At 64.8% G+C, this 13,937-nt stretch carries 13 protein-coding genes; 6 read left to right on the forward strand and 7 right to left on the reverse strand.

The features are described from left to right. The first annotated feature begins 2 nt into the window (after positions 1–2). On the forward strand, positions 3–734 hold the full coding sequence (locus GGQ90_RS01810; protein WP_188080573.1) for a response regulator: 732 nt from the start codon (positions 3–5) through the stop codon (positions 732–734). Further along, positions 731–2,095: an ATP-binding protein gene (locus GGQ90_RS29800; protein WP_188080536.1), complete on the forward strand. Its 1,365-nt coding sequence runs from the start codon at positions 731–733 to the stop codon at positions 2,093–2,095. The genes GGQ90_RS01810 and GGQ90_RS29800 overlap by 4 nt, the downstream gene beginning before the upstream one ends. On the opposite strand, the gene GGQ90_RS01820 is transcribed toward GGQ90_RS29800, so the two are convergent. The 3 genes from GGQ90_RS01820 to typA form a co-directional block, all read right to left on the reverse strand. Then, positions 2,092–3,267, reverse strand: coding sequence for a hypothetical protein (locus GGQ90_RS01820; protein WP_343053518.1), 1,176 nt, complete (start codon positions 3,265–3,267; stop codon positions 2,092–2,094). The two genes, GGQ90_RS29800 and GGQ90_RS01820, sit on opposite strands and share 4 nt — an antisense overlap. A gap of 106 nt (positions 3,268–3,373) precedes the next feature. After that, the gene (locus tag GGQ90_RS01825) at positions 3,374–3,544 is read right to left on the reverse strand and encodes a hypothetical protein (protein WP_188080538.1); all 171 of its coding nucleotides are present in this window, start codon (positions 3,542–3,544) and stop codon (positions 3,374–3,376) included. A 105-nt stretch (positions 3,545–3,649) separates the two neighbouring features. Next, on the reverse strand, positions 3,650–5,467 hold the full coding sequence (gene typA, locus GGQ90_RS01830; RefSeq protein WP_188080539.1) for a translational GTPase TypA: 1,818 nt from the start codon (positions 5,465–5,467) through the stop codon (positions 3,650–3,652). A 243-nt stretch (positions 5,468–5,710) separates the two neighbouring features. On the opposite strand from typA, the gene GGQ90_RS01835 reads away from it, so the two are divergent. Next, a complete protein-coding gene (locus tag GGQ90_RS01835; RefSeq protein WP_188080540.1) occupies positions 5,711–7,270 on the forward strand; it encodes a S10 family peptidase in 1,560 nt (519 codons plus the stop codon). A gap of 154 nt (positions 7,271–7,424) precedes the next feature. Here GGQ90_RS01835 and GGQ90_RS01840 read toward each other — a convergent pair whose 3' ends face one another. Genes GGQ90_RS01840 through GGQ90_RS01850 form a run of 3 tightly spaced genes read right to left on the reverse strand, consistent with a single transcriptional unit; the run spans position 7,425 to position 10,200 of the window. Then, positions 7,425–8,123 (reverse strand): DUF899 family protein, encoded by a 699-nt coding sequence (locus GGQ90_RS01840; RefSeq protein WP_188080541.1) that lies wholly within the window; start codon positions 8,121–8,123, stop codon positions 7,425–7,427. Positions 8,124–8,167: 44 nt separating this feature from the next. After that, positions 8,168–9,874: a cation acetate symporter gene (locus GGQ90_RS01845; protein WP_188080542.1), complete on the reverse strand. Its 1,707-nt coding sequence runs from the start codon at positions 9,872–9,874 to the stop codon at positions 8,168–8,170. Continuing rightward, positions 9,871–10,200, reverse strand: coding sequence for a DUF485 domain-containing protein (locus GGQ90_RS01850; protein WP_188080543.1), 330 nt, complete (start codon positions 10,198–10,200; stop codon positions 9,871–9,873). The genes GGQ90_RS01845 and GGQ90_RS01850 overlap by 4 nt, the downstream gene beginning before the upstream one ends. A gap of 154 nt (positions 10,201–10,354) precedes the next feature. On the opposite strand from GGQ90_RS01850, the gene GGQ90_RS01855 reads away from it, so the two are divergent. From GGQ90_RS01855 to GGQ90_RS01865, 3 genes are read left to right on the forward strand one after another with little or no spacing between them, the layout of a single operon-like run. After that, positions 10,355–11,566, forward strand: a complete 1,212-nt coding sequence (locus GGQ90_RS01855) for a toxic anion resistance protein (protein WP_188080544.1) — start codon at positions 10,355–10,357, stop codon at positions 11,564–11,566. Between the two features lie 40 nt (positions 11,567–11,606). Further along, on the forward strand, positions 11,607–12,317 hold the full coding sequence (locus tag GGQ90_RS01860) for a hypothetical protein (RefSeq protein WP_188080545.1): 711 nt from the start codon (positions 11,607–11,609) through the stop codon (positions 12,315–12,317). 18 nt (positions 12,318–12,335) lie between these two features. Further along, positions 12,336–12,491: a hypothetical protein gene (locus GGQ90_RS01865; protein ID WP_188080546.1), complete on the forward strand. Its 156-nt coding sequence runs from the start codon at positions 12,336–12,338 to the stop codon at positions 12,489–12,491. 541 nt (positions 12,492–13,032) lie between these two features. On the opposite strand, the gene GGQ90_RS01870 is transcribed toward GGQ90_RS01865, so the two are convergent. Continuing rightward, on the reverse strand, positions 13,033–13,937 hold a 905-nt coding region (locus GGQ90_RS01870), incomplete at its 5' end, for a transposase (RefSeq protein WP_246428084.1).

Here is a 13,937-nt window from a genome sequence, read left to right on the forward strand (position 1 = left end):
ATATGCTGACCGCCAATATGGACGGATCGCGCATATTGGTGGTCGACGATGATGCGGACATCCGCATCCTGTTGTCGGATTTTCTGGAGCAGCATGGCTTTGCCGTGACCGCCGTCGCGGACGGCGTGGCGATGGATCAGGCGCTCGCCGCGCAGACGTTCGACATCGCCGTGCTGGATGTGATGATGCCGGGCGAGGACGGGCTGTCGATCCTGCGGCGGCTGGCCGCGAGCGGCGACCTGCCGATCATCATGCTGTCGGCGATCGGCGGCGATATCGACCGGATCGTCGGGCTGGAAATGGGGGCGGAGGATTATCTGCCCAAACCGTGCAATCCGCGCGAACTGCTCGCCCGCGTCCGCACCGTGCTGCGCCGCAATCGCCGCCAGGCATCGGAACCGCAAATTCCTGCCGGCCAGCGGCTGCGCTTTGCCGGCTGGCAGGTCGACATGGGCGTGCGCCTGCTGACCGACCCTGACAATGTCGTTGTCACTTTGACCGACGGCGAGTTCCGCCTACTGCGCGCCTTCATCGAGCATCCGCGCCGGGTGCTGAGCCGCGACCAGTTGCTCGACTATTCGGCCGGCAGCGACGCGGAAAGCTATGACCGGGCGATCGACGTCCAGGTCAGCCGCCTGCGCCGCAAGCTGGAACGTAGCGGCATGGGGGACGAACTGGTCCGCACCATCCGCAACGAAGGCTATATGTTCACCGCCGAGGTCCGCACCGCGTGAGCCCGGCACCGTCGCAGCCCGCGGGCGACGGGGGCCGCTACAATCCCTCGATCCTCACGCGGATCGTCTTTCTGGTCGCTGCCACCTTGCTGCTGGCGCTGGGCGCGATGATGCTGGTCGCCTTTCGTGGCCCGCCGCCCCATGCCCGGCCGATGATGCTGGTGGAGGCGACCGGCCTGCTGCGCGGCGGCACCCAGCCGCCCGGCAGTTGGCAGATCAGCCGCTATGAATCCGATCGTGCCCCTGCCGCTGATGGCGGACAGGAAAGCAATCGTCCGGGCGCCGAGCGTATTGCCGGCCTGCTGGGCGTGCCGGCCAGTGCAGTGGCATTGATCCAGGAACGGCCACCGATCGGCATGCCGCGCTCCGGTCCGGAGGCCGGACCACGCCCCGACATGGGGATGGAATTCGACCCCGGCCGGATGATGCTGCGCGGCAGCTTTGCGCTGGCCGTGCGCGAGGACGGCAAGAACTGGACCGTGCTGCTGGGACGGCAGGGACCGAACTGGCGCTGGTATGCGATCACCCTGTCGTTGATGGCGGGCATCTTCATCCTGCTGCTGCTGCCGGCCTATTGGGTCGCGCGGCGCATCACCCAGCCGATCCGCCTGCTGTCCGAAGGTGTCGCGCGCGAGCGGCCGGAGCGCGCCGAGCCGCTGCCGATCGGCGGACCGCCCGAAGTGCGCGCCATGGGCATCGCCTATAATCATATGCGCGCGCGGATCGCCGATTATGTGTCGGAGCGCACCGCCATGCTGGTCGCGATCGCCCATGACCTGCGCACGCCGATGACGCGCCTGTCCTTTCGCCTGGAACAATTGCCCGACGGCCCCCGCGCCAAGGCGCAGGCGGACGTGCAGGAAATGCGGGCAATGGTCACCGACCTGCTCGATTTCATGCGCGAAGGAACTGAAGGACGCCAGCGCGCGCGCATCGACCTGTCCGCGATCGTCGAGACACTGGCCGACGATCTGGCCGACATGGGCCATGACGTCGCCGTCACCGACAGCGCGCGCGCGGTGATAGAAGGCGACGCCCTCGCGCTGCGCCGCTGCATCGCCAACATGGTCGAGAATGCGGTCCGCTATGGCGGATCGGCGCGCGTCAGCCTGCGGATCGAGGGCGCACGGGCGATCGTCGATGTCGAGGATTCCGGTCCCGGCGTTCCACCCGAGATTCTCGACCGGCTGTGCGAGCCCTTCTATCGCGGCGAAGCCTCCCGCAATCGCGAGACCGGCGGCGTGGGGCTGGGCCTGTCGATCGCCCGCACCATCGCCGAAGGGCATGAGGGCAGCATCGGCTTCGCCAACCGGGCCGAGGGGGGCCTGCGTGCAACCCTGATCCTGCCGCTCGATCGCTAAAGCATCATCCCCTTCAATTCCTGCAGCACCATCGCGGTCGGCATCGACAGGAACATCGCCACCAGAAAAGGTGCCAGCGTCGCCGCGATCAGGATCAGCAGGCTGCGCAGGTCGACCGGCAGGAAGCGCATCGCATAGACGTTGGACACCACGCCATAGAGGTCGGCTGCCGCCGAAAAGTCGGGTGCGGAAAGAAGGTCGGGCTGCTCGTCCGCCGGGCCGTCGAACCAACGGTTCTCGAACGACCGGCCGAGCGCCACCGCCAGCGCGCCATAATGCATCGCGTTGCGCCGCCAGGCCCGCGCCATTACCGGGCGAAACACACCCAGCGGCGCAACGCACAGCAGCAGCACCAGCACCACCGTGCCGCCGATCAGGAAGCCGCCGGTCATCGGCGTCGCTGCGCCCTGGAGATGGACATTGGCGAAGCGCCCCGCCGTGATGCAGCCGATCCCCAGCGCGAAAGTGCCAAAAGCGCGGACCGACTGAGCCAGAAAGCCCAGGCCGCCCGCATTGTCGGGATGGGCGACGATCAACCGCAAGTCCATCGCCGCGACCTTGTGCAGCAATCGGGTCCACAGCAGGATGCGCCAGAGCCAGCCCATCAGCAGCATCAGCAATATCGGCAGGCTGACCAGCATATGCCACCATCCGGCCGCCGATAGTCGGCCCTGCCCGACGATCGTCCAGGCCGGCAGACCATGGGTGGAAATGCCGGTCGCAAACAGCCACAGGATGAAGGCATAGGCGAGCAGCAGCACCAGCAGTTCGGCCGATGGCGCCCGCACCGCGGCGCGGGCGCTTGCCAGTTCGCCCCCCAGCCGCTCGACCGCATCGGACGGCAATAGTCCCGAGATGGCGAAATGGCGCACCACCACGCCCAGGCGCCGCGCGGTTTCGACATGGGCGACCAGCAGGATCGGCACGGCAAAGGCGAAACGGGCATGCGTGCCGAGATCGCGCAGAAAATCGCGGAGGTCACTGGTCCGATCATGACCCGGCACCAGCAGGATCAGCAGGAGGAGCGGCAGCCAGCCGATTGCCAGCGCGAGCAGCGCGCGCGACCGCACCGTGGTCAGTGCGGGGACCGACAGACGGACAAGGCCGGGCAGACCGCGCGGCGGCCCCCATTCGAACAGGTCGTGTCCATCCGCGTCCGCATCGTTGGTCACAGGCACCCTTTCCGTTTCGCATCGGTCCACCAGAACCGCGACGATAGGAAACAGGCCCTTCCCGCCTATCGGGATTTATGCTGAGCCGGCCGGAAATCGGCTGCCGTCACTGGTCGGCAGACTTGCCGTCCTTCTTGGCCTTGTGCGCCTTGAGCAGGGCGTCGATCTCGACGATCCGCTCGCGTTCCGGGGTGCCCTTGGGCAGGCCCTTGAGACGGCATTCGGCCCATAATTTGCGCCGCTCGGATTCCAGCGCCTTGAGATAGAGATCGGCCAATGCAGCCTCCTGGATAAAGAAAAGGGCCGGCGCCTCGCGACACCGGCCCTTTCGTAACTTGTCTAGCCGAAAATCAGGCAGCCTTATTTGGGCTGCCCGGAATCATCAGGCGGCCTTGGCACGGCTCATGCGCTTGCGCTCGTTCGGATCGAGGTAGCGCTTGCGCAGACGGATCGTCTTGGGCGTCACTTCGACCATTTCATCATCGTCGATATAGGCGATCGCCTGTTCCAGCGTCATCTTCTTGGGCGGGGTCAGGCGGACGGCGTCGTCCTTGCCGCTGGCGCGGAAGTTGGTCAGCGCCTTCGACTTCATCGGGTTGACTTCGAGGTCTTCGGGCTTGGCGTTCTCGCCGATCACCATGCCTTCATAGAGCGCTTCGCCCACGCCGACGAACAGGATGCCGCGATCTTCCAGCGGACCCAGCGCATAGGCATTGGCTTCGCCAGCGCCGTTCGAGATCAGGACGCCATTCTTGCGGCCTTCGATCTTGCCCTTGTGGGGGCCGTACTTCTCGAACAGGCGGTTCATGATGCCGGTGCCGCGCGTGTCGGACAGGAATTCGCCATGATAGCCGATCAGGCCGCGCGAGGGCGCGGAGAAGGTGATGCGGGTCTTGCCGCCGCCCGAGGGACGCATGTCGGTCATCTCGGCCTTGCGGATGTTCATCTTGTCGACGACCGTGCCCGAGAATTCATCGTCCACGTCGATGACGACGGTTTCATACGGTTCGGTCTTGCCGCCATTCTCGTCTTCGCCGAACAGCACGCGCGGACGCGAGATGCCCAGTTCAAAGCCTTCGCGGCGCATGGTTTCGATGAGGACGCCCAGCTGCAATTCGCCGCGGCCCGCGACTTCGAAGCTGTCCTTGTCGTCCGATTCCGTCACCTTGATGGCGACGTTCGATTCCGCTTCGCGGGCCAGACGGTCGCGGATCATGCGGCTCGTCACCTTGCTGCCTTCACGGCCGGCCATCGGCGAATCGTTCACGGCGAAGCGCATCGACAGGGTCGGCGGATCGATCGGCTGCGCCTGGATCGGTTCGCTGACCTGCGGATCGGCAATGGTGTTGGCGACGGTCGCGACGGTCAGACCGGCCAGCGAGATGATGTCGCCTGCCTTGGCTTCGTCGACCGGCACGCGGTCCAGGCCCTGGAACGACATGATCTTCGACGCGCGGCCGGTTTCGATCACATTGCCGTCCATGTCGAGCGCGTGGATCGGCTGGTTGACCTTGACCGTGCCCGACTGGACGCGGCCGGTCAGGATACGACCCAGGAAGTTGTCGCGATCGAGCAAAGTCACGAGGAAGCTGAACGGCGCGTCCTGATCCAGCGACGGCGGCGGCACATGGTCGACGATCTTCTGGAACAGCGGCTCCAGCGTGCCTTCACGGCGCTGCGAATCCTCGCTGGCATAGCCGTTGCGGCCCGATGCGTAGAGGACGGGGAAGTCGAGCTGTTCGTCGGTGGCGTCGAGCGTCACGAACAGGTCGAACACTTCGTCCAGCACTTCCTGGATGCGCTCGTCGGGACGGTCGACCTTGTTGACGACGACGATGGGCTTGAGGCCCAGGGCCAGCGCCTTGCCGGTCACGAACTTGGTCTGCGGCATCGCGCCTTCCGACGAATCGACCAGCAGGATCACGCCGTCGACCATCGAGAGGATGCGCTCCACTTCACCGCCGAAGTCGGCGTGGCCGGGCGTATCGACGATGTTGATGCGGGTGCCGTTCCATTCGACCGAGGTGGGCTTCGCCAGAATGGTGATGCCGCGTTCCTTTTCCAGGTCGTTCGAGTCCATGGCGCGTTCTTCGACGCGCTGGTTGTCGCGGAAGGTGCCGGACTGGCGGAAAAGCTGGTCGACGAGCGTGGTCTTGCCATGGTCGACGTGCGCGATGATCGCGATATTACGCAGGGACATGTCTTGCCTTTGGGATATGGGGCTCCCCTGGCCGACACAAGGCCGCGCAGAGGCTTCGGGCGCGCCCCTACAGGAAATGACGCGTTGCGGCAAGGGGAGCCGATGGATCGACCGGCGACGTCGGCCCGATCTCGCGGCGGGCAGATGAATATCCTGTCATGATATGATGTTTCCCTTGCCCCACCGGGGCGCCTGCCTATGACGGCCGGTCAGGTTCGCACCTCCATAAGAAAAGGACATACCATGCGGCTGACCGCCACCCTTGGCTTTGCTTCCCTCCTCGCCCTTTCCGTGTCCCATCCTGCCTTCGCGCAGAAGGATGGCGCGCCCGACGCCGCCAGGCAGCATGCCGAGCAGATAGCGGACGAGATCGCCAAGAACTGGGCCAGCGCCCCGGTCGAGGAAGTGACCAAGACCAGCAAGGGCACGGCGAGCGTCGACGGCAAGTCGATCGCCTATAGCGCGACCGCCGGCACGCTGACCATCCGCGACGCCCAGGGCAAGCCGACCGCCAGCGTCTTCTACACCGCCTATACCGCGCCTGGTAAGCACCGCCCGCTGACCTTCTTCTACAATGGCGGTCCGGGTTCGGCTTCGCTGTGGCTGCGCATGGGCAGCTTTGCGCCCGATCATGTCCGCACCGGCAATCCCGAAGCGGTCGCCCCCGCGCCCTTCGATGTCGGCCCCAATCCCGACAGCCTGATCGGCAGCACCGACATGGTGTTCCTGGACGCGGTGGGATCGGGCTATTCGCGGCCGCTGGGCGACGCCAAGGGCGCCGACTTCTATGGCGTCGACCAGGATGTCGATGCCTTCGCCAAGGCGATCCTGCGCTACACCACGAAGAATGGCCGCTGGGGCGATCCCAAATATATTTTCGGCGAAAGCTATGGCACCACCCGTTCGGGCGCGCTGGCCTATCAACTGGAAGATCGCGGCATGGCGCTGAACGGCGTCATCCTGCTGTCCTCGATCATGAATTATGGCGTGCGCCAGTCGGGTTTCGACACCATCCATATCGGCTATCTGCCAAGCTATGCCGCGACCGCCTGGTATCATAACCGCGTGCCCGGCGGCCGTCCGGCCAGCCTGGAAGCCTTTGTCGAGGAAGCGCGGCAGTTCGCCAACGGTCCCTATGCCGCCGCGCTGCTGAAGGGCCAGGACATCAGTGCCCAGGAAGAGGACGCCGTCGCCCAGCAGATGAGCCGCTTCACTGGCCTGTCGGTCGATTATCTCAAGCGCGCAAACCTGCGCGTAAGCCTCAGCCGCTTCCGCAAGGAATTGCTGCGCGACGGGCGCGAGACGCTCGGCCGGTTCGACAGCCGCTACAAGGGCATCGACGAGGATGCGGCGGGCGAAGACCCCGAATATGATCCGTCGGACACCGCGATCAGCGGCCTCTATGTCGGCAGCTTCCTGGATCAGCTGACCAACAAGCTCGGCTATCAGACCGACCTCAGCTATCGACTGAGCGCGCGGGAAGGCGGCGCCTTCAACTGGGACTGGAGCCATGAGCCGCCGTCGGGCCGCAAGCAGAATGTCGCCGACGTCACCGCCGACCTCAGCACCGCGATGCGCATCAATCCGCATCTGCGCGTGCTGTCGCTCAACGGCTATTATGACATGGCGACGCCCTTCTTCTCGACCGAGCGGGACCTCAAGCACATGATGCTGGCGCCGGCGCTGCGGCCGAACCTGCAGTTCAAATATTATCCGGCGGGCCACATGGTCTATCTGAACCCGGAAGCGCTGCACCAGATGCGGCTCGACATGGAGCGCTATTACGCCGAGGGCGCGCGCTGACCTCACTTCCATCCTCCCCTGCAAGGGGAGGTGGCAGGGCGAAGCCCTGACGGAGGGGTGTTCCGTCATCGATAGCGAAGACACCCCTCCACCACTTCGTGGTCCCCCTCCCCTTGCAGGGGAGGATGGAGATTTCCTGCGATCATGGGATCGCTCAATAGCGCAGTTTGGGATACCAGTCGGCCGGCCGCCCCTGCGGCGTCAGGTCGAGGATCGACCAGAGCGCGGCGATATCGGGTGCGTCGCGGGAATCCTGGCCCGGATCGGCCATGTCTCGGCCCATCTCGCTCATCCAGAAGAGCCGCACCTGATCGCCGTCGCGGCGATAGACGATCAACGCGGGATATTCGCCGTCGGGCTGGAGCAGGTCAAGATCGCGCGCATAATCGTCGCCGATCGTCTGGATGAAGTCGGTATTGCGCCAGCCCCGCTCCTGCGCGAAGGCGAATTGCCGTTCGACCGGGCTGCGGCTCAATATCTTGTAGGCGACGCGCTGCTTGATGTCGGTCGCATTGCCATCGACCGCGCCGATCCAGTTGGTACACATCGGGCAGGGCCGCTCGCGTTCCGGCCCATACATCCAATAGTAGCTGACCAGCACATGCTTGTCGCCGAACAGGTCGAGAAGGCCGACCTCGAAGCCCTGCTCATCCTTGAAGCGATAATCCTTGGTGATCAGCGGGCCGGGCGGCAGCGCCTGACGCTGGGCGGTCAGGCGCGTCATGTGGCGACGAAAGTCGATCTCCGCCGCCAGCAGATCCTGCCGCGCCTTCGCATAGTCCGCGCTTTCGCCGGGAAATGCCGGCCGGCGATGTGCCGCCATATCGGCGGCCGGGGTCAGTTGTTGGTTCATGGCCTCTCTCCTCCCGCGCCGAACGCGGCGCGGGAGGAGAAGGTTCAATGGTCGCTGGCGGCGAAGGCGCCGATGCCGGTTTCCGCCCGCACCCGCTGCGCCGGATAGCCCGCCTTGTCGATGGCCGCACGGGGCGAGCGGTCGAGCCGGGAGATCAGCCAGATGGCGATGAAGCCGGCCGGGACCGAGAAGATCGCCGCCGAGCTATAGGGAAAAGGCGCCGGGCCAAGGCCGAAGGTGGTGGTCCACACCGCCGGCGACAGCAGGGTGAGAATGAAGGCGGTCAGTAGCCCGATGGTGCCGCCCCAGGCCGCGCCGCGCGTGGTGCAGCCGCTCCACAGCAGCGACAGGATCAGCACCGGAAAATTGCCCGACGCGGCGAGCGCGAAGGCGAGGCTGACCATGAAGGCGACATTCTGCTTTTCGAACACCAGCCCCAGCAGCACCGCCAGCGCGCCCAGCGCCAGGGTGGTGATCCGCGACACGCGCAGTTCGTCGGCGGAGTTGGCGCGGCCATGCTTCAGCACCGTGGCATAGAGGTCATGGCTGACCGCCGAGGCCGCCGACAGGGTAAGCCCGGCCACCACCGCCAGGATGGTCGCGAACGCCACCGCCGAGATGAAGCCGAGGAAGGCATTGCCGCCGACCGCATGGGCGAGATGGATCGCCGCCATATTGCCGCCGCCGCGTAGCGTGCCGTCGGCCATCTTGTAGCCGGCATCGGTGCCGACCAGGATGATCGCGCCGAAGCCGATGATGAAAGTGAGGATATAGAAATAGCCGATCCAGCCGGTCGCCCACAGCACCGACTTGCGCGCTTCCTTGGCATCCGGGACGGTGAAGAAGCGCATCAAGATGTGCGGCAGGCCCGCCGTGCCGAGCATCAGCGCCAGGCCGAAGGAGATGGCCGAGACCGGATCCTTGATGAAGCCGCCGGGCGCCATGATCGCCCGGCCCTTCTCCGCGGCTTCGGTCGGGGTGGCGCCGGCCGCCTGCGCCGCCGCGCTCTTCACTTCGACCGCGCGCGCGAACAGCGCCTCCAGCGAGAAGCCGAACTGCGCCAGCACCATCAGCGCCATGAAGCTGGCGCCGCCCAGCAGCAGCACCGCCTTGATGATCTGCACCCAGGTCGTCGCGCGCATGCCGCCGAACAGCACATAGAGCATCATCAGCGCGCCGACGATCACCACAGCCACCGCATAGGGCAGGCCGAACAGCAATTTGATAAGCTGCCCTGCGCCGACCATCTGGGCGATCAGGTAGAAGCTGACGACCAGCAGGGTGGAGACCGCCGCGAAGCTGCGCACCGGCGGCTGGGCGAAGCGGTAGGAGGCGACGTCGGCGAAGGTGAAGCGGCCGAGGTTGCGCAGCCGCTCGGCCATCAGGAACAGCAGGATCGGCCAGCCGACGAGGAAGCCGGTGGAATAGATGAGGCCATCATAGCCGTCGGTGAAGATCTGCGCCGATATGCCGAGGAAGGAGGCGGCGGACATATAATCGCCCGCCATGGCGAGGCCGTTCTGGAAGCCGCTGATGCCGCCGCCCGCCGTGTAGAAATCCGACGCGGTGCGAGTGCGCGCGGCCGCCGCCTTGGTTATCCACAGGGTGAGGCCGACAAAGGCGACGAACATCGCGATCGCCACCCAGTTTATGGGCTGACGCTGCGCCTCCCCCTCCAGCGCGGCGGCGAAGGCGGGAACGGGTATCAAAGCAAGGACGGGGGCGAGCGCGCCGGCAAGCCGCGCCCTCATGCGCAATGATCCTTGAGGATGGCGGCCATCTGTGCGTCATGATAGCGGTTGGCATAGGCGACGTAGAGGCCCGTCAGCGCGATCGCGAGCAGGATGAGGCCCAGGCCGATCGGAATGCCGATCGAGGTGACGCCGTTGCCGATCGGCATGCCCAGCAGCGCCTTGTCGAAGGCGATGAGCGCCAGATAGCCGACAAAGGCGGTGAAGATGATCGCCGACAGCCACCAGCCCAGCCGCGCCCGCCGCGTCACCAGTTCGATATAGCGGGGATCGCCCCCCACTGCCGCGATCAGCGCCTCGTCCGTGCGCCCAGCCTCTTGCGTCATCCATGCTCCCCTGTTCTTGACCGCCATGCTAGTCTGGCGGCGAGCGATTGCAATGGCATGGGCGCCGGGCCTATATCCGGGGAGACACAGACTTGCGGCCTTACTGTTTTATGCACATATGACAGCAAGGCCGATCTGGCCCCTGGGAGATGACATGGCTTCGACCGCGCCGACCGCGACCGCTGATACGCTGAACCTCACGCCGCCCGACCCGGTGCCGGTGGTCGCGCCCGAAAAGGCGGCGGGACTGGTGCCGATCGACGAGGAGAAAAAGTCCAAGCTGGACGAGAAGGTCGATGCCTTCATCGACGATCTGGTCGCGCAGGATGCCAATTCGCCCGCCTTCGGCCAGCGCGTCGACCAGTTGACCAATATGGGCCGCAAGGAAATCGCCGAGGCCGCCGGGCACAGCAACCGCTTCCTCGACCGCCCGGTGCGGGCGATGGACAGCGACAACAAGGTCGGCGCGGATTTGGCTGAACTGCGGCGCACGGTCGAGGATCTGGACCCCGGCAAGCGCGGCAGCCTGACCGCGCCCAAGAAGTTGTTCGGCATCATCCCCTTCGGCAACAAGATGCGCGACTATTTCGACAGCTACAAGTCGAGCCAGACGCATATCAATTCGATCCTGGGCTCACTCGCCAGCGGCAAGGACGTGCTGATCAAGGACAATGCCGCAATCGACGTGGAACGCCAGAATATGTGGGCCACCATGGGCAAGCTGGAGCAGATGATCCACATCAGCAAGACCATGGACGCGCGCCTCGAGTCCAAGGCACTGGAGCTGGATTCGACCGACCCGACCAAGGCGAGGGCGATCCGCGAGAGCGCGCTCTTCTACATCCGCCAGCGCACCCAGGACCTGCTGACCCAGATGGCGGTCACGGTGCAGGGCTATCTGGCGCTGGATCTGGTGAAGAAGAATAATGTCGAGTTGGTCAAGGGCGTGGACCGCGCCAGCACCACCACTGTCGCGGCGCTGCGCACCGCCGTGACGGTGGCGCAGGCGCTGGTCGGCCAGCGGCTGGTGCTGGAACAGATCACCGCGCTCAACACCACGACGGCCAACATGATCGATTCGACCGGCGAACTGCTCAAGAGCCAGACCGCGCAGATTCACGAGCAGGCCGCCAGCAGCACCATCCCGATCGAGACGCTGCAGCGCGCCTTCCAGAATATCTACGACACGATGGACAATATCGACACGTTCAAGCTCAAGGCGCTGGAGAATATGAAGACGACGGTCACCGTGCTGTCGAACGAGGTGGAAAAGTCCAAGGGTTATATCGCCCGGTCCGAGGGACAGGCCCAGGCCGCCAAGGAAGCGCGCGCGGAGAACCCGCTGCTGAGCGCGATCGAGGGATAAGGATGCGCCCCACCCTACCCCTTTTCCTGGAGTTGATGGCATGAGCCGGTCCGATCGCGTGCTGGCCGATGCCGAGGCGGTGCTGCGCCGCCATAGCGAGCGCGGCAAGAGCCTGACCAGCCGCGCGCGCGAACGGCGCAACGCATCGATCATGCGACGGCTGGGCCGGATCGCCGGCGCCGCCTTCGCGATCCTGATCGGCGCGATGATCGCGGGCTGGTTCATGCCGCTGGGCACCAGTGGCGTGATGATCGTGCTTGGCCTGCTGCTCGTCTCCACGCTGTTCTTCGCGCTGCTGCCGGGCGAGCGGGCAGTCAGCCCGGACAAGCTGGCCGACACGACGCTGACCGCCCTGCCGCTCAAGACCGAAATCTGGCTGGAAAACCAGCGCAAGGCCCTGCCCGCACCGGCGGTCACTTTGGTCGACAGCATCGGCGTCAAGCTGGAGACGCTGGCGCCGCAGCTCGAACGGCTGGGCGAGCAGGATCCGGCCGCGCACGAGATTCGCAAGCTGCTGGCCGATCATCTGCCCGAACTGGTGACCGGCTATCAGTCGATCCCCGCGCCCTTGCGCCGCGAGGAACGCAATGGCCGTGTGCCCGAAAAGCAGCTGATCGAGGGACTGTCGGTGATTGACGCCGAGATCGGCCGGATGAGCGAGCAACTGGCGAGCGGCGACCTCGACAAGCTGGCGACCCAGAACCGTTTTCTGGAGCTGAAATATCAGGAGGCGAAGGAACTTGGCGCCTAGCGCCGTCTTCCTTCCTGCATGATCCACCTTACCCTCATCATCGTCGATTTCCTGACGGGCCTGCTGGCCGCCGGGGCCTGGGCGCTGGCCACGGCCGGCGGCGCGATCGCGGCCGTGGTGGGTAGCGGCGTGCTGGGGGTATCACTGTTCCGGCGGTGGCGACGCCGAGGCTGAAGCAAAAAAGTCCGCAATCACGCGGCATATGGCATATGCAAGTTAAAAGCCGGCCAGGCATCCAAAGCACCTGCGACGATTTCAACCTATTTTCACGATATCGGAAAATGGTGCCCGGGGACGGAGGCTGCGGCTCGGTCTGGTCGGGGTTTTCGGGGTCGTCGTTGATTTCCATGAGGTTGCTCCTGTCGGCGGTATGAAGACCGGGGACGGAGCATTTGTCATGACAAACCTTTCCGATCTTCCGATCACATTTCACAAAAGCAACAATTTCATACCAGTTATACTACCAGTATGAGAATACTGTAATTCAGGTTCGATCTCAAAGTCAATTTTTTCTCAAATCATCTATCTGTTATCTACCGATATCCGGGATAGGCCAACACTTCGCATTACATTTCATCGACCAGCTCGACTTGGCCTAGCGAGCTGCACCAGCAAGCAGCCGACTGAGACGTCCCTTGGTCCACAATTGGCCGATAGTGTTGAAGAAGTCGGTGATTGTCAGTCTCTGACGTTGGGAGGAAGTCGGCGCCAGGTGTCACGCTGGGACGATAGGCGGCTGGATCGGGATGAGTTTCGCGAGCTTGCGCAGGTTCTGGGCCGTAGCTGCGAGGTGGAACTCATCTTTTGCGCCATTTGGTCCTCGTAGGCGCAAGCGATCGAGCTTCAGGATGCGCTTGAGATGGGCGAACAGCATTTCGACCTTCTTTCGCTCGCGCCGGGATGTGACATAGGCGTCGGTCTGGGACAGATCCCGTGCCAGATCGCGCGCGCCTTCATGGATTGATCGCATCACCTTGCGCGCGGGCTGGCCGGGACAGCATTGGGGCTTGAGGGCGCAGGATTGGTAGTCGTGCTGACTGGCGCGGTAGCGCATGAAGCCATCCTTATCGACGTGGGGCCGTGGGCTGGCATAGTCCCTGCGGTGCTGGACGAGGTGCTTGCGGCCGGGACAGACATAGAGATCATTCCGGTGGTCATAGCGGAACGCGGTGCGCTGGAAGCTGTCAGTCCTGCGGCTTGCATGGTCGAAGGCGGGGATATGCGGCTCGATGCCGCGCTCATGGACAAGCCAGGCAAGATTAGCCGCATCGCCATAGCCGGTATCGGCAGCTAACCGCTGGGGCCAGATGCCGAAGCGCTCCTGTGTCCTGTCGATCATCGTTCGCTGCGCCGTTACCTCAGCCTGACGGATGGCGGTGCTGGCCTCCACATCGACGATCACGGCATTCGCCAGATCGATGAGGTAGTTGGTGCTGTAGGCGAAGAAGGCCTGCCCGCCATGGGCGCCCGTCCAGCGTGCCGCCGGATCAGCCGGCGACAGATATTTGGGCGTGACGGGCGACGCGGGACTGTCAGGATTTCCGTGTGCGGCCGGGCGGTTGATCATCAGGCCGCCATGGCTCTGATGAAACGTTCGCCGAAGATCACGGCAAATTGCGC

Source organism: Sphingobium scionense, assembly GCF_014197035.1.
GTDB lineage: Bacteria > Pseudomonadota > Alphaproteobacteria > Sphingomonadales > Sphingomonadaceae > Sphingobium > Sphingobium scionense.

What these genes read in the sequence shown, in the direction of transcription:
- GGQ90_RS01810 (WP_188080573.1), top strand. Translation starts at nt 3, where the DNA reads ATGCTGACCGCCAATATGGACGGATCGCGCATATTGGTGGTCGACGAT.
- typA (WP_188080539.1), bottom strand. Translation starts at nt 5,467, where the DNA reads ATGTCCCTGCGTAATATCGCGATCATCGCGCACGTCGACCATGGCAAG.
- GGQ90_RS01835 (WP_188080540.1), top strand. Translation starts at nt 5,711, where the DNA reads ATGCGGCTGACCGCCACCCTTGGCTTTGCTTCCCTCCTCGCCCTTTCC.
- GGQ90_RS01840 (WP_188080541.1), bottom strand. Translation starts at nt 8,123, where the DNA reads ATGAACCAACAACTGACCCCGGCCGCCGATATGGCGGCACATCGCCGG.
- GGQ90_RS01845 (WP_188080542.1), bottom strand. Translation starts at nt 9,874, where the DNA reads ATGAGGGCGCGGCTTGCCGGCGCGCTCGCCCCCGTCCTTGCTTTGATA.
- GGQ90_RS01850 (WP_188080543.1), bottom strand. Translation starts at nt 10,200, where the DNA reads ATGACGCAAGAGGCTGGGCGCACGGACGAGGCGCTGATCGCGGCAGTG.
- GGQ90_RS01855 (WP_188080544.1), top strand. Translation starts at nt 10,355, where the DNA reads ATGGCTTCGACCGCGCCGACCGCGACCGCTGATACGCTGAACCTCACG.
- GGQ90_RS01860 (WP_188080545.1), top strand. Translation starts at nt 11,607, where the DNA reads ATGAGCCGGTCCGATCGCGTGCTGGCCGATGCCGAGGCGGTGCTGCGC.
- GGQ90_RS01865 (WP_188080546.1), top strand. Translation starts at nt 12,336, where the DNA reads ATGATCCACCTTACCCTCATCATCGTCGATTTCCTGACGGGCCTGCTG.